At 63.7% G+C, this 19,631-nt stretch carries 17 protein-coding genes and 1 pseudogene; 5 read left to right on the top strand and 13 right to left on the bottom strand.

Going from position 1 to position 19,631, the window contains the following annotated elements; translation table 11 throughout:
- Positions 1-199 precede the first annotated feature (199 nt).
- The 4 genes from AB4Y32_RS19610 to AB4Y32_RS19595 all read right to left on the bottom strand — a co-directional run bounded on the left by AB4Y32_RS19610 (position 200) and on the right by AB4Y32_RS19595 (position 5,425).
- Positions 200-2,773, bottom strand: coding sequence for a fimbria/pilus outer membrane usher protein (locus tag AB4Y32_RS19610; protein WP_368722928.1), 2,574 nt, complete (start codon positions 2,771-2,773; stop codon positions 200-202).
- A 130-nt stretch (positions 2,774-2,903) separates the two neighbouring features.
- Positions 2,904-3,662 (bottom strand): fimbria/pilus periplasmic chaperone, encoded by a 759-nt coding sequence (locus AB4Y32_RS19605; protein WP_368722927.1) that lies wholly within the window; start codon positions 3,660-3,662, stop codon positions 2,904-2,906.
- A gap of 65 nt (positions 3,663-3,727) precedes the next feature.
- Entirely contained in the window at positions 3,728-4,276 is a 549-nt protein-coding gene (locus tag AB4Y32_RS19600; RefSeq protein WP_368722926.1) for a fimbrial protein, read from the bottom strand.
- A 600-nt stretch (positions 4,277-4,876) separates the two neighbouring features.
- On the bottom strand, positions 4,877-5,425 hold the full coding sequence (locus tag AB4Y32_RS19595) for a fimbrial protein (RefSeq protein WP_439899810.1): 549 nt from the start codon (positions 5,423-5,425) through the stop codon (positions 4,877-4,879).
- A 346-nt stretch (positions 5,426-5,771) separates the two neighbouring features.
- Between AB4Y32_RS19595 and AB4Y32_RS19590 the strand changes: the two genes are divergently transcribed.
- Positions 5,772-6,272 carry a hypothetical protein gene (locus AB4Y32_RS19590; protein WP_368722924.1) on the top strand — a complete coding sequence of 167 codons (501 nt, stop codon included), beginning with the start codon at positions 5,772-5,774 and terminating at the stop codon, positions 6,270-6,272.
- 237 nt (positions 6,273-6,509) lie between these two features.
- Here AB4Y32_RS19590 and AB4Y32_RS19585 read toward each other — a convergent pair.
- Both AB4Y32_RS19585 and AB4Y32_RS19580 read right to left on the bottom strand, forming a co-directional pair.
- Positions 6,510-7,208, bottom strand: a pseudogene (locus tag AB4Y32_RS19585) (porin); the annotation flags it as partial.
- Positions 7,209-7,232: 24 nt separating this feature from the next.
- Positions 7,233-7,499, bottom strand: coding sequence for a hypothetical protein (locus tag AB4Y32_RS19580; RefSeq protein WP_368722923.1), 267 nt, complete (start codon positions 7,497-7,499; stop codon positions 7,233-7,235).
- 134 nt (positions 7,500-7,633) lie between these two features.
- Between AB4Y32_RS19580 and AB4Y32_RS19575 the strand changes: the two genes are divergently transcribed.
- Both AB4Y32_RS19575 and AB4Y32_RS19570 read left to right on the top strand, forming a co-directional pair.
- Positions 7,634-8,842, top strand: a complete 1,209-nt coding sequence (locus AB4Y32_RS19575) for an MFS transporter (RefSeq protein ID WP_368722922.1) — start codon at positions 7,634-7,636, stop codon at positions 8,840-8,842.
- A gap of 280 nt (positions 8,843-9,122) precedes the next feature.
- Complete coding sequence (locus AB4Y32_RS19570) at positions 9,123-9,329, top strand: hypothetical protein (protein WP_368722921.1); 207 nt, start codon at positions 9,123-9,125, stop codon at positions 9,327-9,329.
- A gap of 94 nt (positions 9,330-9,423) precedes the next feature.
- Here AB4Y32_RS19570 and AB4Y32_RS19565 read toward each other — a convergent pair whose 3' ends face one another.
- The 7 genes from AB4Y32_RS19565 to oxlT form a co-directional block, all read right to left on the bottom strand.
- Complete coding sequence (locus AB4Y32_RS19565; RefSeq protein WP_368722988.1) at positions 9,424-10,419, bottom strand: MxaL protein; 996 nt, start codon at positions 10,417-10,419, stop codon at positions 9,424-9,426.
- An 89-nt stretch (positions 10,420-10,508) separates the two neighbouring features.
- Complete coding sequence (locus tag AB4Y32_RS19560; RefSeq protein WP_368722920.1) at positions 10,509-11,069, bottom strand: MxaK protein; 561 nt, start codon at positions 11,067-11,069, stop codon at positions 10,509-10,511.
- A complete protein-coding gene (locus tag AB4Y32_RS19555; protein WP_368722919.1) occupies positions 11,066-12,064 on the bottom strand; it encodes a vWA domain-containing protein in 999 nt (332 codons plus the stop codon). Before AB4Y32_RS19555 ends, AB4Y32_RS19560 begins: the two co-directional genes overlap by 4 nt.
- Positions 12,061-12,855, bottom strand: coding sequence for a hypothetical protein (locus AB4Y32_RS19550; RefSeq protein ID WP_368722918.1), 795 nt, complete (start codon positions 12,853-12,855; stop codon positions 12,061-12,063). The genes AB4Y32_RS19555 and AB4Y32_RS19550 overlap by 4 nt, the downstream gene beginning before the upstream one ends.
- A gap of 158 nt (positions 12,856-13,013) precedes the next feature.
- Positions 13,014-13,892, bottom strand: coding sequence for a DUF58 domain-containing protein (locus AB4Y32_RS19545; RefSeq protein WP_368722917.1), 879 nt, complete (start codon positions 13,890-13,892; stop codon positions 13,014-13,016).
- Positions 13,889-14,908 (bottom strand): AAA family ATPase, encoded by a 1,020-nt coding sequence (locus AB4Y32_RS19540; protein WP_368722916.1) that lies wholly within the window; start codon positions 14,906-14,908, stop codon positions 13,889-13,891. The genes AB4Y32_RS19545 and AB4Y32_RS19540 overlap by 4 nt, the downstream gene beginning before the upstream one ends.
- A gap of 369 nt (positions 14,909-15,277) precedes the next feature.
- Complete coding sequence (gene oxlT / locus AB4Y32_RS19535) at positions 15,278-16,627, bottom strand: oxalate/formate MFS antiporter (protein WP_368722915.1); 1,350 nt, start codon at positions 16,625-16,627, stop codon at positions 15,278-15,280.
- Between the two features lie 729 nt (positions 16,628-17,356).
- On the opposite strand from oxlT, the gene AB4Y32_RS19530 reads away from it, so the two are divergent.
- Together AB4Y32_RS19530 and AB4Y32_RS19525 are read left to right on the top strand one after the other, a co-directional pair.
- Entirely contained in the window at positions 17,357-18,715 is a 1,359-nt protein-coding gene (locus AB4Y32_RS19530) for an MFS transporter (protein WP_368722914.1), read from the top strand.
- Between the two features lie 108 nt (positions 18,716-18,823).
- Entirely contained in the window at positions 18,824-19,405 is a 582-nt protein-coding gene (locus tag AB4Y32_RS19525; RefSeq protein WP_368722913.1) for a YdeI family protein, read from the top strand.
- The last annotated feature ends 226 nt before the right edge of the window (positions 19,406-19,631 follow it).

Here is a 19,631-nt window from a genome sequence, read left to right as displayed (position 1 = left end):
CCGACCCTTCGGATCGGGGCCCAACTCACACAGAAAGTCCGTGCCCCGCAGCGTACGAATACAGTTCGGTGCCGCCGGCACGTGCACGCTTCCGCATCGCGCCGTGCTTACGCCAGGCAGCCACGCACGACAACAACGGGGCCACCCCGTGTCGCCGGGACTGTTGAAACCACCGCCCTCAAGATGCCTTCGCCATCTGCTACAACCTGCATTCGGCCGGCACGCGCACGACGATCCGGCTCTTTGCATCCGCCAGTTTCGGCAGCGCATAACCCAGAGTGCAGGTCTCGTTCGCCCCCGTTCCCCACTTCGCCGTCAGCGTTCCGCTGTCGCTCTTCAGGCCGCGCACGACAATGCGGCCGGCCTGAGCCACCGTCCCGACAATCTGTCCCGCCGGGTCCATCACGTCCGCGCCGAACGGCAACGGCTTGCCGTCAGATGTCCTGACCTGAAGCAGCGCGGCGCGGCCCGGATTGTCGGTTTCGAACTTCACCTTGACCACGGCGCCCGCCGTCGGAGCGACGTTCTGTATCGTCGACTTGAATTCGACGTCGAGCGGCAGGCCCTTCGGATCGATTTCGATCTCGTTGCGCGAGAACGGCGTCAGATTGGACACGACGGCATGACCCCAGCGGTCGACGCGCAGGCCGTTGCCGTTGAGCACGCGCGCGCCCGCCGCGTCCTTTGCTTCCACGACGGCCAGCGTGTCGCCCATGCTCGACATGAAGGCGATGCCGCCCGGGTACGCGACGACACCTCCGGAAATGCCCGCACCTACCTGGCTGTAGTTGCTGCCCTTGCTGACGTTGGCGGTGAGCGTCGCTGCCGAAGAAATGTAGCTGGCGCCCAGGCCCGCGCTGGTATTGCTGCCCATGCCGCCTCCGCCGCTGTGGCCGGCGCTCGCGGAATACGAGAACGAGTTGTCCGTGCCGAGCGAACCCGATACGGATTCCTGCGTGCTCAGGATGCCAGACGAATCCTTCGTCAGACTGGTACTTGCGTAAGGCGCATACGGCGACTTGCCTAGCGGGATGCCGAGCGTGAGCATCACGCGGTTGTCCCACCTCTCGCTGTTGATGTTGAGCTGACGCGACGCCGAAATGCCGAAGTTGATGTTCCTGTAGCTGTTGCTGTAGCCGGCCTGGAACTGGGTATCGCGGCCATTGCGGTTCCAGTAGTCCTGCGTGGACCCGGACAGGTAGAAGGTGCCATAGCCGGCAGGCAGAAGCTGATTGACCATCAACTGCAGACGTCCGCGCACGGTCCCGCCCATCGCGAAGCCGAGGCCTTGCCGATCCAGATCCTTCAGCGCCATCGCGTCGGACAGGCCAAGGAAGCCGCGCGTCGAGTAGCGGTAGGCCGCGAGCGTCAGATTGGTGTTGGTGGGCGCGACCAGCTTGCTGTATGAAATGCGGATGCTCTGCCCGTTGCGGCTGGGTTCGTTGGTGAGGCCCGTAGTGGCATGCGTGATGTCGAGCCCGAACGCGCCGTACGCGGTATTCAATGCGACGCCCACTAGCGCAGAAGCGTAGTTCTGCGCGAGCAACACGCCGCCATAGCCGGTGAACAGGTTGTTGAAACCGTGCTGGACCGTCGCCTGGAAAACGCCCGGCGCGATTTGCACCGAAGGGTTGCGATACTGGCCAACGGTCACGTTGAAGCGTGTCGTTCCCGGGCGCAGCGCATTGACCATCGGCGCATACGGAACGCGTGAGATCCGCTGGCTGCCGTCGGCTTCCGTCACGATCACTTCCAGGTCGCCGCCATAGCCGGTCGGATACAGATCGTTGATCTCGAACGCGCCCGGCGACACCGTCGTTTCGTAGATGATGTTGCCGTTCTGCCGGATCTGCACGCGCGCATTGCTGTTGGCGATGCCATGAATGGTCGGTGCATAGCCGCGCTGCGACTCCGGGTACATCCGGTCATCGCTGGCCAGTTGCACGCCGCGAAAGCCGAAGCTGTCGAACATCGAGCCGTCGGTAAATGCATCGCCGATGACGAGCTGGCTCTTGAGCGGCGCGATCGAGCGCTGCATGTTCGTCTGCAGGGCCTGGTACTGAGTGCCCGCATGGTCGCTGTAGACGAGGCTGCCGTCGTGGTGAAAGCGCCATGGGCCAATGTTCACGCCGGCATTCAGTCCCACATAGGCCTGCGTATAGGACACGCCCGCGCCGTCCGAGTGATACGCGTTGGCGTTGTACTGCACGCGCGCGGCGGGCACGCCGTCGTCCCAGTAGCGCGGATCGACATAGCCACGCGCTGCGCGGCTCATCGCGATCTGCGGCACGCTGATGTCGAGGCGCTGCTCGCCGTTGTCGAATACGGCGGTGGCGCCAGGGATCAGCGTCGGAAGCGGCGCGCATGCGCTGCCCGCGTTGTCCGCGAGAAGTGCAATGGCCTCCGGCGAAAGCTTGTCCGCATCCACGCCGATGTGCTCCAGCATCGCGCGGTCAAAGCAAGGCTGTACGTCGCCGCCTCCGGCCTGGCGCAGCACGGCCTGCGAGCGCCCCGTCCAGACCTCGTTGACGTACAGATCCACGCGGTAGATGCCGGGTGCCGCAGCATTGCCCTGATTGAAGCGCGAGACGTCCAGCCGCGTCCCGCCCTGCTCGTGCAGGAACGCATCATTGAATTCGACCGAGGCGACCGTCGTATCGGCCGGCGCAGGCTGGGCTGCCCATGCGCCTACGCTTGAGAACAAGGAAAGCGCCACCGCACTCATCGGACTGAGGCGCGACGGAATCGGGCGAGTACTTCGATACGAATTCATACAGTCGACTCAGGATTCAGGACAACAGTCCGCCCTGCAGCTGTCGCAGCTGCATCAAGAGACTGTTCGGAGAGAGGTGAAGTTGGGCAGCCGGTTACGACGTGTCCGTCCCGGCTGTCCCTGGGTGTCCCTAGTTGGCAGCGGATAACGAGGCCTCGCCGTCGATGGGGCCGCCCCAGTCATTGATCGCGCGGTAATGAACCTTCGCGCCAGCCACAGGACTGCCTTCACCCTCAAGAGGAAACACTGCGGTTCCACCGGGGGCGACCATGCCGCCGTCGACGTTCTTCAGGGTCTTGCCGCCTGCGCTGACTTCAAGGCTGGCACAGGAAACGTAGTAAGGCGTCGGGTTGCGTGCCTCGATCGCGGGTGTCTTCGCGGACTGCGTGATGCGCCAGGAAAGCTGTGCCGGCGCATCGGCCGCTACGCCCTTGAGACTGGACGGTCGATAAAAGAGCTTGATACGCGTACGGAATGCCAGTTGCAGCTTGTTGACATCGGCCAGTTCGCCCGTCGGCTTGGGCGGCACTTCCAGTACGTTGAGCCAGAACACCGATTCCTTGTCCTGAGGCAACGGCTCGCCCGTATAGAGAATTCGCAGCGTCTGCGCTTTGGCGGGATCGATGCGCGCGGCGGGAGGCATGACCGTGAAGGGCACTTCGATGGAAGACGGAGTTTCCTTCGCATTGCCCGTGTCCACCCACGACTGGACCAGTGCGGGCAGTTTGCCCTCGTTGGTCATCTTGACCGTGGCTTCGCTGTCCTGCGAGTTGAAGACGACGCGTGTTGCACCGACCACCACCGACGCATGCGCACCCGGGGACCCGATGAGGCCCAGTGCAAGCATTCCGGCGGCCAGCACGGATTGGATCGTTCCCCTGGCGTTCATTGCAGCATCCAAGAATGAAAAGGCAGGGTGACGGCTTTCGATCAGGTGTCACCCCGCAGAGTCGATTAGTTGTACGAGATGTCGTAAGTGACGGTCGCGGACACGGAGCCCGCGCCGGCGGCACCCGTCGTGGCGTGGTACTGGGAGAAGTAGTCCAGGTTGGCTGCACCGCTCACGATGGCGACCGACTTGGAGTTCTGCAGGCCCGCACCAATACCGTCCGAGGCGCCGACCGTGATGACGCTCGCGTCCTTGTTCAGCAGTTCGACCTGCACGTTGGCGGCCGTGCCGGCATTGATCAGGCGGCCCGTGCCGAGGTCGACAGTGGGGGTGGCTTCAAAGTACGTATGCACGTTGCCCGTGCCCGTACAGTTGCTCAGTGCAATGCGAAAGCCGGTGCGGCCCGAGGTCTGGTCGGCGGCCGCCAGGGTGGTCGTCGAAACCGTCGGCATCGTCACGGTGAAGTTCTGCGGAGCCGTGCCACCATTGATCTTGCAGGTGGTGGACGTGATTGCGCCCGTGAACGTGATCGTGCCGTCCGGAGCAGCGTGCGCAAACTGCGAGCCCATGGCGCCCGCGGCAACGATCAGAGCTGTGAAGAGCTTGATTTTCATAAGTTAGTGTCGTGTGAGTCGAAAAAATATTGATGAACCAAAGCGGCCCTCGACACGAGAACGCTGCCCGGATTCCACGCTCCTCGGCGCCCAGCGGAACTGCTGTGCATTGCCAGGGAGTTTCCGCATCGTATCGACGCGCAGACTCAGTTTCTATCGAACAATTACTAAAAAATTGGCGAGCGAATAGAAGAATGCCTGGATGGTGGCGAGACAGAACGTGATCGAATGATCGGCGTGATTGTCGGAACGATGGTCACGGTCACAGTGCTTTACGCATCCGCGATGGTTTCAGCGGCAGAGGGCGTGGGATCCCGCTTGTCGACGCGCTGCTTGTGGTTCCGTACGTCGGTCGTTGCCGATGGCTCGCCACAAAACCGCGCCGGGCAGGAACGGTGAATGTCACGTCGGACATACGGACGGCACGCTGTTGCTGACATCCGCTGTGGGCGTGAAATCGGCTGTTACCTCGCTCGTTACCATAGCGAGCAGATGCAAGCGAGTCGAGCGGCATGACGCGCGACAATGAGACGGTCGCGCTCCGCGGGATTCAAAGAAGCAGGGGACGCCCTTCGGTCAGACGTCGCCCGGCATAGTCGGTTAGTTATACGAGATGTCGTAAGTGACGGTCGCGGACACGGAGCCCGCGCTGGCAGCACCCGTCGTGGCGTGGTATTGGGAGAAGTAGTCCAGGTTGGCTGCACCGCTCACGATGGCGACCGACTTGGAGTTCTGCAGGCCCGCACCGATACCGTCCGATGCGCCGACCGTGATGACGCTCGCGTCCTTGTTCAGCAGTTCGACCTGCACGTTGGCGGCCGTGCCGGCATTGATCAGGCGGCCCGTGCCGAGGTCGACAGTGGGGGTGGCTTCAAAGTACGTATGCACGTTGCCCGTACCCGTACAGTTGCTCAGTGCAATACGAAAGCCTGTGCGACCCGAAGTCTGATTTGCCGCCGCCAGGGTGGTCGTCGAAACCGTCGGCATCGTCACGGTGAAGTTCTGCGGAGCCGTGCCGCCATTGATCTTGCAGGTGGTGGACGTGATTGCGCCCGTGAGCGTGATCGTGCCGTCCGGAGCAGCGTGCGCGAACTGCGAACCCATGGCGCCAGCGGCAACGATCAGAGCTGTTAATAGCTTGACGTTCATAGTCGGTTGTCTTGTGAGTCGAAGAATATTGATGAACCAAAGTCGCCCGCGACGTGCGAACGTTGCCCGGATTCCATACGCCTCGGCGCCCGCCAGCGGAATGGCTGTGCATTGCCAAGGAGTTGCCGCATCGTATCGACGCGCAGACTCAGCTTCCATAGAACGATTACTAAAATTGCCGAGCCGGATAGAAGAATTCCGAAATTGACACGCGGTGAATGTCTGAGGGTGCGGCCGTTCGCCACCATTCGACGGCTAATCATTTGATCGCTGTCGAGTCTCTAAACATGCCCCGAGGCATACGATGACCCTTACTGTTTCGTAGGGCTTATTCGAAAGGGAGGCCGTGATGGTGGCGAGAGGGAAAAGCGATCGAACGAACTGGGGGACGATTGTCAGAGCGATGGTCACGGCCACAGCGTTTTGCACATCCGCGTTGGTTTCGGCGGCAGAGGGCGGTGTGATTTCATTCATCGGCGCGGTGGTCGAGCCGCCCTTCGAGGTGATGGCCGCGAGTGCCGAAGCATCGGTACTGCCGCGGGTCGCAGCACGATTCGTCGTCAACGCATCGGCAATGAGTGTGACGTTCGCTGTCTTCGCCGACAGCACGCCGAGCGCCAGGATCTCGATCGAGGCGGTCAAAGATTCAGCGACGCGTACAGGGTCCGCTGCTTCCGGTTCCGTGACGTCCATCTTTGCCGACGGCTCAGGCTATAAGACAGCGCAAGACTGGAACGGCGAATATCACGTCGGGCGTGCGGGCGGCACGTTGTTGCTGACATCCGCGGCGGGCGTGAAATCCGCTGTCGAAGCTCCGCGCGTCACGGTAGTGAGCCAGTACAATTGAGTCGAATGGATAAGCGTCGATGCTTCTCATCGACGAGGCGACGGCGGATCACGCTGAAACCCGACGCGCAAAAGTGGATGCAACGCCTGCGCAGCAGCGAGGCGCAGGCGCGGATGCCGGCGGCACGCCTGGCATTCGCGCGCAAAACGCCGTCGCAGCCAAGAAGCTCAGTGAAACTTAGAAGCTGTGCTTCAACCCGACTGTCACCGACACCTGCTTGTCGGTCGACAGTGAAACTTAGAAGCTGTGCTTCAACCCGACTGTCACCGACACCTGCTTGTCGGTCGACGAATTCGGCAGGTTGGGAATCTGCGCATAGTTCGCAGCCTGCCCCGTCACCGGGTCCGTGCCGATCCCACTCCCCGCCGCCTACTGGAAAATCCCCACTGCGTAAAGCGTCGTGCGCTTCGACAGGCTGTACGTCGCGCCCAGATTCACCTGATGGAATTTCGGCGAGCCGCTCATATCGGTCTTCATCGCGTTGTAGGTATACGCCGCGCCGAGCGTCAGCGCGGGCGACAGCGCATAAGTGCCATTCACCTCGACGATATCGAATCGCGCATCCGCGCCCTGCGGACGCGCGGCGCTCGCGAAATACAGGCTGTCGTCGAGCGTCGTATGCGTATAGACAAGGCCGATCGTCGCCGGTCCGATCGTGTACGAGCCGCCTGCGCCGAACGCCTTCAACGCATGCGCGTTCTGCAACTCGCAGTACATCGCCGTCGGATTCGAACACGCCAAGTCGCCGATATAACCCTGTTCGCCGCCGAGCGCCGCATCGAGCGGACTGTTCAGGTCGAGATAGCCGATGCCGAACGAGAAGGGTGCGTTGTTGTAGCTGGCCGAAACGGCCCAGCCGCGCTTCTGCGAGAAGTCGCCCGCGACGCCGCCGAGCGAATACGTGCCGCTCACCGAAAAGCCCGCGTAGGTCGGGCTCACCGCGACGGTCACGCGTCGCGGTCACATCGCCGTATCGCCGCCGAGCGAAGGCGAGATCGTGCTGTCGCGGTTCGGATCGTCGGCGCGTTCGTCGGCGCGTTTGTCGGCGGATTTGTCGGCGCGAACGGGGCGCATCGAAACGGCCGGGTGATCGCGGTGACACGAGTCCACCGTGCCGTCGACGAGACACTGCTGAAATGCGTCGGCATCCTCTTTGTTCGCGAAAGTGTAGACCGTCTGCTCGACCTGGATCCGCGTATCGGAGGTGCGAATCGTGGTGATGGTCATGGTGTGCTCCTGTTATGCGTGTCCTCTCACGGTAATTCGCGCAAACGGTATGCCCACGATTTCGGCCAAAAAAGGAGGGTGCGCGGAATATCGCTTGCTGCTTCGACACGATGTGAACCTCGATGGAGACGCACATGCATCCGCTTTCGCGCTCGCGAACGATGCCTGGCCGCCGGGCATCGCTGATCACAGCCGCCGCGCTGCTCGGCGTCCTCTACGCCGGCAGCCCGCTCGTCACGCCGCTTTATCCGCTGTATCAGCGCGCGTTCGGCCTTTCGGAGTTGATGGTCACGCTCGTCTATGCGGCCTATGTGATCGGCAATCTCGGTGCGCTGTTTGCGTTCGGCCGCGTGTCGGACCGCGCGGGGCGCCGGCCCGTGAGCCTCGTCGTGCTCGCCGTCGCGATACTCAGTACGCTGCTGTTTCTTGTCGCTCTGCATCCTGCGTGGCTCTTCGTCGCGCGCGCGGCGAGCGGCCTTGCGATCGGCGTCGGCGCGGCCACGGCGACGGCATGGATCGCCGAACTGCATCCCGCCGCCGACAAGGCCGCCGCGAGCCGCCTCGCCGCAGCCGTGAATCTCGCCGGTCTTGCAGCGGGCGCACTGATCGCGGGCCTGCTCGCGCAATTTGCGCCGTGGCCGCTGCGCACGGTGTTCGTCGTCTACGTGCTGGTTCTGGCCGGCACGGCGGCGATGACGGCAAGAGCCTGCGAAACAGTGGACCATCCGGCGCGGCGGTTTCCGGAACTGTCGTTCGAGCCGCGTATCGGCGTGCCCACCGGGCTCTATATGGCGTTCGTCGCGCCCGCGGTCACGGCCTTTGCGACGTTTGCGCTGCTCGGCTTCTATGCGGCGCTGCTGCCGAATCTCATGCAGAACAGCATGCATTCGCACAGTGCCGCGCTGAGCGGCGCAGTCGTCGCCGAGCTGTTCGCCGCGAGCACCATCACCGTGATCGCGACGCGCACACTCGGTGCGCGGGTCGCGATGTCCGCCGGCCTTTGGCTGCTGCCACCCAGCCTTGCGCTGCTGTTGTGGGCGCAGATTGCCGGATCGATTGCGCTGCTGGTTGTTGCGACGGCGCTCGGCGGCGTTGCGTCGGCACTGGGCTTTCGCGGAAGCCTCCAGGAGGCGAACCGGATGGCGCCCGCCGGGCAGCGCGCGGAACTGTTATCCGCGTATCTGCTGTGCTGCTATACGGGTAACTCGTTGCCGGCCGTGGGCATCGCGCTGCTGTCGCGCAGCGTCGGGCACCTGTGGGCCGATGTGGCGTTCGCGGCCGTATCCGCGGCGCTCTCCGTCATCGCGTTGACAGTCGGCGGCCGTCATGTGCGTGCGGGCTGATCGGCGCAAGCACGACAGATCGCGCCGCCCATCGTATGACCGCAGACGCACGATCCGTACGGCTGGGATGTTCGTGATGCGCGCGGCAGCGGGCGCGATGGGACAGCATCGGTTCGGCTTCGAGGTGATCGGCGTGCCGTCGGCGGCGCTGACCGTGATTGCGATAGTCGCAGGGCGCCTGACCTCGAAACTGCATGCGCACGAACGGGAACAAGCGTTGCTGGTTCGATCGTTTCGGCGCGCGCATTGCGGCCGGAAATTGACGCCACGGAGGCATGAAATGGCAAACACGATCAAGGGGCAGCAGAACACGATGGACGAGCCGGGCGGCCCGGAAGCGCCGCTCCCCGACGAACACACGCCGCACGCGAAGACGGGAAACAAACGGGCGAAACGGGCGGACAAGGCCGCGCATGGCGAGCCGACCGATCCCGACTTCGATCCGCCCGTCGTTCCCGGCGATACGCATGGAGCGTCGCGCGGTTGAATCATCCATCGTGTCGACATTGCCTTCCGATCAACACACGGAAATACGTCATGCAAACCGATCCGACGGTCGATCCCATCGCGGACCCGGCCAATCAGCCACTCGATGAACCCGAACAGGAGCCGCGTCCGACGCCGGGCATGCCGCCCGACATGGACCCGCTCGCGCCCACGCCATCGCCCGAAGAGGAAGAGGAAGGGGAAGAGGACACGCGACGCCCCACGCCCGACGACGACGACGCGAGTTTCAAATAGCGTCTGCGACTCGCGCCCACGATCCGCCTCGCGGGTAGAAAGCGCCAGACGAGCAGCACGAGCGCAAGCAGCGCGGGACACCAGCGGACATTGGTCGCGACGGGCGTCGGACGCGCGAAGCGCGCGTCGGTCAGCGGCGCGCGCAGCGAATCGGCAGCGACCAGCCGCTTGTAGCCGAAGCCGAGATGCCCGGCGATGGCTTCGAGATACGTCTCCCGAAGCTCCGACAGTTCTTCGTGGCTCTCGGCCGTGGCGGGCGCGTCGGGCGTCGGCTGGACCTGGCGCACTTCGCCCGCGCGCCAGAAGCCGGTGCGCACGCCGTCGGCGTTCGTCCTGGGTATCGGCGCCGGCTGATCGCCGCCGACGCCGATCAGCCAGCCATGCACGAGTCCTTGCGGAATATCGCGCACGCTGGTCTCGTTCGGCGCGACAGGGGGCGCTTCCTGGCCATCGGTGACAAAGACGATATCGGTGTTGTGGCCGAGGTCCGCAGCCGCGCGTATCGCCGAATAGAGGCCGCCTTGCGCGATTACGCTGCTATTCACCCAACGCATCTTGCCCGTGATCTGATCGAGCGAGGACAGCAGCGCGTCGTAGTTGCTGCACACTTCGACGGGCGCGAGCAACAGCAGCGAGCGCTGATTCGTGAACACGCTCCAGCCGATCTCCGATCCGCATGGCAGGTGCTGCAACGCATCGCTCATCGCGGCACGCGCGAAGTCGAGACGGCTGACCGGCTTGCCGCCCATCGAGACGTCCTCGACATCCATGCTCTGCGTGATGTCGAACGTGACGACGTAACGGAAGACGGGGCGCGTGAACTGCACGGGCGGCATCCACACGGCGGCGGCGAGCAGCAGCGACGCCAGCGGAAGCTGCCACCAGCGGCGCCCCAGATGCGGCAGCGATGCGCGTCGCGGCGCCTTCACGGCAGTTCCTCCGGTGCCGCGCCGCGCACGTTGATGTTGTGTTGCTCCTTGATGTCCTTCTCGTCGTCGGCGGTGTCCTGGGCTTCGGGCGCAAGACGCAGCGCGCGTTCGAGGTTGTAGCGCGCGTCCCAGTCGCCGGGGTCGAGGCGCAGCACTTCGCGATAGCGCGCCTTCGCGCTTTCGAGCATCGGCGGCGAGCGCACGGGCCCTTGCGCGCCGTCGCCCGCGGCTTCGCGCAGATACATGTTGGCGAGATCGTAGAGTGCGATGCGGCCCGTTTCGCTCGATGGCGCGAGCCGCGCGAGCTCGTAGTAGAGCTTGCCCGCTTCGGCATGCTGGCCCGCGCGAGCGAGTGCGACGGCTTGCGCGAGCCGCACGGCCGGGTCTTGCTGATTCGCGGCTGTCTTGCTCCACTGGCTCGGCGGCTGAGTGGAGATCGCGGCGATCTCGCGATTCGCGCCGGTTGCATGCAGCAGGCGCACGGCGTAGTACCCGGCGACGGCCGCGCAGCACAGCGTCGCCGCACCGAACATCAGGTGAATGGGCAGGCGCTTCACGACAGGCTCCGCTTTTGCACGAACCAGATGCCCAGCAGCAGCACGCAGCAGAGCAATGCCGTTGCGAAACACCACGCGCTGCCGTCCTGTCGCGGCAGCCGTTCGACGAACGACACGGGCGCGTTCTCGTTGCGCGCGATGTCGGTCATTGCGCGCGCAACCTGTTGAGGGCTGTCCGCCTGATACAGACGGTAGGGCGTCGGCAGCGACAGGAAGAAGCGATGCAACTCGGCTTCGGGCGAATGGTCCGATGCGGCGAGCCGCGCATGCAGATCGGGGCTGTACACGCCGCTGCGCAGATAGATGAAGTACAGCGCGACGCCATTGCGCGCGAGTCCCGCGCGAATGTGCTCGCGCGCAACGTTGTCGAGCAGCGCGCCGCCGTCCGATACCAGCACGATCGCGCGGCTGCTCGTGCGCGCACGGCCGTCGAACAGCTCGACAGCGGACTGAATGCCGCGATCGAGCAGCGTGTCCGGCATGCCGCGCCCGACGGCCGTCGCATCGATGGCGGCGTCGATCACCGTGCGATTGCGCGTGAACGGCACGGCCAGCATCGGATGCGTGCCGAACAGCATGAATGCGAAGCGATCGTTGACGCGCTGCGCGACGAATGCGCTGATCGCATCGCGCGCCATCTGGTTTTTTGTTTCGCCCGCCGTCGGCGCGTCGGCGACATTTGCGCTGCCGGTGCCCATCGGCGCGTACATGCTGCCGCTTCCATCCATCAGGATCAGGATTTCGGCGCCCGCTCCCGTGATCCGCTTCTGTTCGCCGGAGAAGCCGGGGCCCGCGAGTCCGACGATGAGGGCCGCAAGCGCGAGTATCGCGGCCGTGCGCCAGACGAAGGCGACGACGCGGCCCGCGCGGTCGCGCGGCAGCCACCCGACGTACGAATACGGCAGCATGTCGATGCTCCGGCGCAGCAGCGGCAACGCAGCGAGTGGCAGCAGCGCGAGCGCCCACGGATAGAGGAAGTCGGGAGGCGTGCTCATCGGTGATGACGCTTTTCTGCGCGATAGAGCGCGCGATACAGCTCGCGCAGCGAAAACGGCGACGCGACGGGCAGGTCGCCGAAGAAGCGGTCCGACGATCGCTGGAAGAACTGCTCGATCTGCGGCCGAAGCTCGCGCAGATGAGGCGCGTTGTCCGTCAGGCCTGGGATCGAGCCGGCGTGCACGACGCGTCCCGCCGCTTCGTCGAGCGCGCGATGCAGGCCGCGCCATGCGTCGGGGTCGCCTTCGAGCGCGTCGTCGTCGTGCTGGCCGAAGCGCGCCCATGCCTTCGCGAACGGCAGCCGCATCGCGTCGCGCCTGTTGCGCGCGATCCACCAGCCCAGCCACGCGAGCAGCACCGCGACGGTCAGCGCGATCCACACGGCCATCGCGTGTTCGAGCGGCGCAGTGGATTGCGCGGTAAGCAGCCGGTCGGGCTGAAGCGTCGCGAGGCGTCCCGCGTCGGCGACGCCCAACGGCGCGAGCGGGCCGATCGACAGCGGACTCTCAGCGATATCGAGCGTCGCGCCCGACGTCAGACGCAATTGCAGCGGCGGCGTCGAAGTCACGGTCGGCGCGCGCGGCGAATTCATCACCTGATAGTCGAGCACGAGCCATCGGCGGCCATCGGCGTCCGTCTTGAGCGTCGGCGGGCGACGTTCGAGCCACGCGTTGACGCGGCCCGTCGATGGCATCGCGGAAAGCGTCGCATCGCGTCCGTTATCGTCGAGAAGAATCTGCTGGGTCAGGATGTCGCCGAGCACATGGCCGAACGCGCGAGGCTGCTGCACAGTGGCAGGTTTGGTCTGTGTTGCTTGTGGCGTTGCTGGCGCTGCGCGTGTTGTCCGTGCGGGAACGCTTGCGATCATGAAAGCGGCTGCGAGCGCAACGAAGTGCGAAACCGCACGTTGTGCCCATGCGTGCATCGACGACGGGAGATCAGCGCGATTCATGCCGTCATCTCGAGAAAGTAGCGGCTGAGCGCCTCGGGATTGAACGCGCCACGATTGAAGAATGGACGGATGCCATGACGCGCGAACGCAGCGACGATCTGCGCTTGCCGTTCGGCGACGGCATTGCGCCAGCGGTTGCGGACCGAGTCGCGCATCCACATCGTCCGCGCTTCGCCCGATTCGATATCGGCCAGCGACATCCAGCCGTTCAGCGACGGCGGCTCGATTTCGGCGCGGTCCCAGATCACGATGGGGACGACCCACGCGTGAGTCAGCGTATCGAGCAATCCCGACAGCACGTCGAGCGGCCAGTGAAAATCGGAGACGAGAAAGACGAGGCACGCGCGGCCCGCAAGACGCGTGACGGCATCGCGCAAGCCGACCGCGCGCGCGGGCGCGCCCGTTTGCGGCGGCGCCGCCGTTTGCGTAGAAGCGCGCAGCAGCTCGCCCATCAGCGCGCCCATGCCGCGCGCGTGCCGCGCGGGCACGAACAGGTCTTCGCGCCCGGCATCGTCGAAGGCGATCATGCCGACGGGGTCGCCGATGCGAAACGCGCTGTGTCCGAGCGCCTCGACGAACGTTGCGGCAACATCGAGCTTCGTCTGCGCGGCGCCGAAGCGCATCGACCCCGACACATCGACGACGGCATGCACGGCCACGGCCACGCGCTGCCGGTGAACACGCACGAGCCATTCGCGCTGGACCGTGCGCACGCTTGCGCGCACATCGATCCGGCGTGGATCGGGATAGTCGAATAGCCGCGTGTGCGCCGCGAACTCCTGGCCGATGCCGACACTGGAGCCGCGATGTCCGCCGGGCCGCGCGCCCGATACGCGCATCGGCAGCCGGTACTGGAACTCCGTCAGCGTGTTCACGGCGCCGCGATCCTCGATACGATCTGCGCGATCAGCGCATCGGCGAGTTCCTGGCGGCGCAGTTCATAGACGGGCGTGAAGTACACGCGATGGCCGAGTGTCGGCAGCAGCACGCGGTGAATGTCCTCGGGCATCAGATACGTGCGCCCTTCGAGCCACGCAACGACGCGCGCCGCGCGCAGCAGCGCGCTCATGCCGCGCGGGCTCGCGCCGGCGAGGATCAGGCGCTGCATGTCCACGTCGTCGAGCGCGATGTCGAATTGCGTCGGGTTCTCCGTCGCGCGCCAGATGTCGAGCGCGTAACGTTCGATCGCTTCGCTCGCGTGAATCGTGCGCTGAATTCCCGCTGCGATTGCATTGAGCCGTTGCCACGGCAGCACGTCGGGCGCGACGCGCGCGAGCAGCGCTTCCGTGTCGTGAAAGGCCGGGTCGAACACGAGCGCGCGGCGTGCGGGCTGATCGTCCGGCGTCGACATATTCAGCTCGAACATGAAGCGGTCGCGTGCGGCGGCCGCCAGCTCGAACGTTTCTTCTTTCTCGACCTTGTTGCGGTCGGCGAACACGGTCATGTGCGGGAAGCGGTATTCGCGGTCGAACGCAAACACGGAGCGCTCGGCCATCGCGCGCAGCAGCAGCGATTGCACTTGCGGACGCGCGCGGTTGATCTCGTTGAAGAAGAATGTCGCGAGCCGTTCACCGTGCTTGATCAGCGGGCCCGGTTCGATGCGCGGCTTGCCTTCGGCATCGACATACGTGTGATACACGAGATCGCCCGGCATCAGATCGATCGTGCCTTCGACGCGCTCGAAATCGCCGCCGATCGCTCGCGCGAATGCGCGCAGGATGGTCGTCTTGCCGACGCCGACGCCGCCTTCCAGCAGCGCGTGCCCGCGCGCGAACAGCGCGACGTTGATCAGACGGATGGTCTCGCGCTGCCCGATGACAGCGTTCCCCACCTGATGCTCGATATCGAGCGCGAGCTTGCGCCAGTCCTCGAGTAGCTCTTCGCTTTCCATCGGATTCGCCTCTGCGGTCGGCCGTTGTCGAAAGGCGACACGTACGCCGGCGGAACGGAAAGGAAGCGTCGGAGAGGGGCGTGCGTATCAGCGTAAGCGTGGTGCGCACGGTTCGTGCCAGGCGAATGTCGCGGCGCGCTGTATGGCTTGCGCCGACGGCACGTGCAGCGCGGGCGCGCGGCGGCGGCTTTCGCGGCAGGGGCAGTGTGTCACGCCGCCTGCTACAGATTGCGCCAGGTTTGGCATGTGCGTGAACGGGTGTCCGCTTCGCGATCGCCTATGGACGGCGAGCGGACACCCTTGGAGCAGCGGCGGCAACGCGTGCCGCCGATCAGATCAGCGTTGTTCAGCGGAAACCCTCGCCGCTCTTTAGCGTCCTCCCGCGGAAATGCGCGCCGATTCGCTGATGCGCGTGGATTCGTACGGCATGTCCAGCGACGGCTCCGCATGCTGGAGCGCATACGCGCGCCGCATCGGCTTGAGCACGAACAGCGCCAGCAGCGCCGCGACGGCGGCCATGCCGGATGCGAGCATGAACACGGCATGCCAGCTTCCCGTCGCCGCCGTGACGATGCTCGTGAACGGCACGAGCAGCGCGGCCGTGCCTTTCGCCGTGTACAGCAAGCCAGCGTTGGTCGCGGCGAACTTCGGTCCGAACGTGTCGCCGCAAGTGGCCGGGAAGAGACTGTAGATCTCGCCCCACGCGAAGAACACGATGCCCGTCAGCACGACGAACGCAGTCGGGCTGTGGCCGAACTTCGACAGCGCGACAATGCCGATCGCCTCGACGGCAAACGCGAGGAACATCGTGTTTTCACGGCCGATGCGATCGGATATCCAGCCGAAGAACGGACGCGTCAAGCCGTTGAGCACGCGGTCGATCGTCAGTGCGAACGTCAGCGCGGGCAACGTCAGGCCGAGCAGCGAAACGGGCGAATCGTGCAAGCCGAAGTCCTTCGCGATGGGGCCCAGCTGCGCGGTCGCCATCAGGCCACCGGCTGCCATCATCACGAACATCAGGTACATGACCCAGAACACGGGCGCGGAGACCACTTCGCGAGGCGTCGCGTTGTGAACGGTACGCTTGAGCGCGCTCTTCATTGCATTGCTCACATTGGCGAGCATGCTGGCGGGCGGCGCAAGCAGGAAGAGACCGAGCGCGAACACGACGATCCCCTGGCCGAGGCCGAACCAGAGGAACGTGGCTTCGTATCCGCTGTGCTTGATCATGTTCGCGATCGGCACGACGGTAGCCGCAGAGCCCGCGCCGAATCCGGCCGCCGTGATACCCGCTGCGAGTCCGCGGCGGGTGGGGAACCACTTCAGCGCATTGCCGACGCACGTGCCATACACGGCTCCCGCGCCGATGCCGCCGATGGCCGCCGCCACGTACAGCAGCGGCAGCGACGACGCCATCGAGTTGATCACCCACGCGAGCGCGCACAGCAGGCCGCCGCCGACCACGACCGGTTTAGGGCCGTACTTGTCGACGAGATAGCCCTCGATCGGCACGAGCCATGTCTCTGTCACGACGAAGATGGTGAACGCGACCTGAATGGCGGCGCGGCCCCAGTGGTACTTCTCGTCGATGGGATTGACGAACAATGTCCAGCCGTATTGCATGTTGGCGATCATTGCCATGCAGATCACGCCGAATACCAGTTGCGCCCACGGTGATGCGTACCACGATGCCGCCTGTTCCTGATGCTCCGTCTTCATCTCTGTCTCCTTGGTCGACGGGAGTTGCGCTTTCGCGCTGACTCTCGTCCCATGCTCGATGGTTGCTGACTTGCTTGCCTAATAATTTGCGAAAGCTCCGACCACGCTTCCGATCACCGTCCGCTAAAAATGCAGCGCTGATAGATCCCATACGATATGTGATATATCAAGTAAGTCAAGTGAAAGCGGCAAGGGGTTTTCACCGAGTCGATTCGTTTGATGAAAGGAAGTTGTAGGTCGTCTAGGCTTATGCTGGGTGAGCAAAAAAAAAGCCCGTCGGCTAGCACAGACGGGCTGAGGACATGCAACGAGACAGGCGTGTTCGCGCATGCCCTGTCGTTATAGATGAAAGTAAAACGTAATGGAAGTTTTTTGTTTGTAAGTAAGTGACGGGAAAATACTTGGGCGCGCAACGATGTTTGACGGGAACGCCTGCTACGCTTGATAACGCGTTCGTATCGACAAGCCGTTTTGTGAGGCGGCTTCGGCCATCGGTAGTTACCCTTCGTTGACGCTTGCCGAGTCCAACCGCTAAAGTGTTCGCAATCTGAAAGATTGTGCGATATGCGAACAATGGGTCATGGTCAAAAGTCGACGCCAAAAGGCCCGGTTTGCGCCCATTGACAGGATCGAAGCGAAGCGCGGAGAAAGGTATCGCGCATTATTTCCAGGCACTTTAGGACGACTGGACGCAGCACAGCAAGCTGCGCCATGTCTAGGAGACAGGCGATGAACCGCACTTCCGTCGTGAACGTTCAGACGTTCATCAACGAGCAGCCATTCGGCGGCTTTCAATGGCTCATTTTCTTCATGTGCTTCGTGATCGTCCTGCTGGACGGTTTCGACACGGCGGCAATCGGCTTTATCGCGCCGTCGTTGCTCACGCAGTGGCATCTGACCAAGCCCGATCTCGCGCCCGTGTTGAGCGCCGCGCTGTTCGGCCTCGCATGCGGCGCGCTCGGTTCGGGGCCGCTGTCGGATCGTCTCGGACGCCGTTCGCTGCTGCTCGGCTCGGTGTTCCTGTTCGGCTTCGCGTGTCTCGCGTCGGCGTTTTCGTCGAGCATCGGTCAATTGACCGTGCTGCGCTTCGTCACGGGTGTCGGCCTCGGCGCTGCGATGCCGAACGCCGTCACGATGATGGGCGAGTTCTGCCCTGATCGCCGCCGCGCGACGGTGATCAATCTGATGTTCTGCGGATTTCCGCTTGGTGCCGCGTTCGGCGGATTTCTCGCCGCGTGGATGATTCCGCATTTCGGCTGGCGCAGCGTGCTGATGCTCGGCGGCGTGACACCTTTGCTGCTCGGTGTCGTGCTGCTCGCCAGGATGCCGGAATCGGTGCGCTTGATGGTGGCGAACCGTCATCCTGTCGAGCGGATTCGCGCGACGCTTGCGCGCATTTCGTCGTCGGCGCTGGATGCCGGTTCGTTCGTGATGACGGAGACCGCGCCGCAAACGGGCGGCAAGGGCGCGGGCGTCGTGCTGTCGCGTTCGTACATCGTCGGTTCGGTGATGCTGTGGGTCACCTATTTCATGGGCCTCGTGATCTTCTATGCGTCGATCAACTGGATGCCGATCCTGTTGAAGGATGCGGGCCTGACGCCGAAGAGCGCGACGCTGATTTCCGCGCTGTTCCCGCTGGGCGGCGTGGGCGCGGTTTTGTGCGGTGTGCTGATGGATCGCTTCAACGCGAATCGCGTGATTGCCGTATGTTATGCGCTGACGGCCGTCAGCGTCTATTTCATCGGTCAGGCTGCGGGCAATGTCGGCGCGCTCGTGGCGATCGTGTTCATCGCCGGCGTGTTGATGAATACCGCGCAGTCGTCGATGCCGGCGCTCGCCGCTGCGTTCTATCCGACTGAAGGACGCGGGACGGGCGTGGCATGGATGCTCGGCGTCGGACGCTTCGGCGGAATCGCGGGGTCGTTCCTCGTGGCCGAACTGACGCGCCGGCATTTCACCTTCTCGGGCGTTTTCGCGACGATCGCGGTTGCTGGGCTGATCGCTTGCGTCGCGCTGCTGATCAAGCAGATGGCGCGGCCGCATGGTGTCGATACGCTGCCGAATAAAGTGGAGTCGATGGGGCATTGATAGCGACGCGGGCGTCATGTCGTCACTGACCGTGACGCTCCCTCCGATATTGACTTGTTACGCGGATGCAGTTAGATAACAGGTTCATTCCGTGTCGGAGCGCCGCAAATGAATCCGGAGGTCGATGCCTTTTTAAGCAAGAACAAAAAATGGCAGGCAGAGTTCGAGAAACTGAGAGCGATCATTCTCGAGTGTCAGTTGACGGAAGAATTGAAGTGGGGCGTTCCCTGCTATACGTTCGATAAACGAAACGTCGTTCTGATGCACGGATTCAAGGAATACTGCGCGCTTCTGTTTTTCAAAGGTGCGTTGTTAAAGGACGCGAAAGGCATTCTGATCGCGCAAACTGAAAACGTGCAGTCGTCGCGCCAGATACGGTTCACCTGCATTCGCGACATCGACGCGATGTCCGACGTCCTGAAGTCCTATATCCGCGAAGCCGTCGAAGTGGAAAAAGCCGGCTTGAAGGTGACTTTAAAAAAGACCGCTGAATTCGCCGTTCCAGAAGAATTCCAGAACAAACTAGACGAGGCGCCCGAGTTGAAAGACGCTTTCGATGCGCTGACGCCCGGCCGGCAACGCGCTTACCTTCTCTATTTCTCCGCGCCCACGCAATCGAAAACCAGGGCGTCGCGAGTCGAAAAGTGCAGGCAGCAGATTCTCGATGGAAAAGGGCTGAATGACCGGTAACAGGCATTTCCACTTCACAAATAAAGAAGTGGAATTCATGGATCATTTGCCGCAACACCCCACGTTTTAGCCGCGTAAACGTTTTCACCAGCGCCTGTTGAAAGAGCGGCTCAAGTCATCGTCATAGCTTGCCGTTAACGCGTGAGGCCTGCTCATCCGCGGGCCAACCGTCATGCGAGGCTGACAGTGCACATGACAGGCCTCGCCGGCCGTCCGACACGGACCG

The sequence above is a fragment of the Paraburkholderia phymatum genome, assembly GCF_040965635.1.
GTDB lineage: Bacteria > Pseudomonadota > Gammaproteobacteria > Burkholderiales > Burkholderiaceae > Paraburkholderia > Paraburkholderia phymatum_B.
The sequence above is the reverse complement of the archived record's forward strand: the minus strand, read 5'-3'. Positions and strand labels throughout refer to the sequence as shown.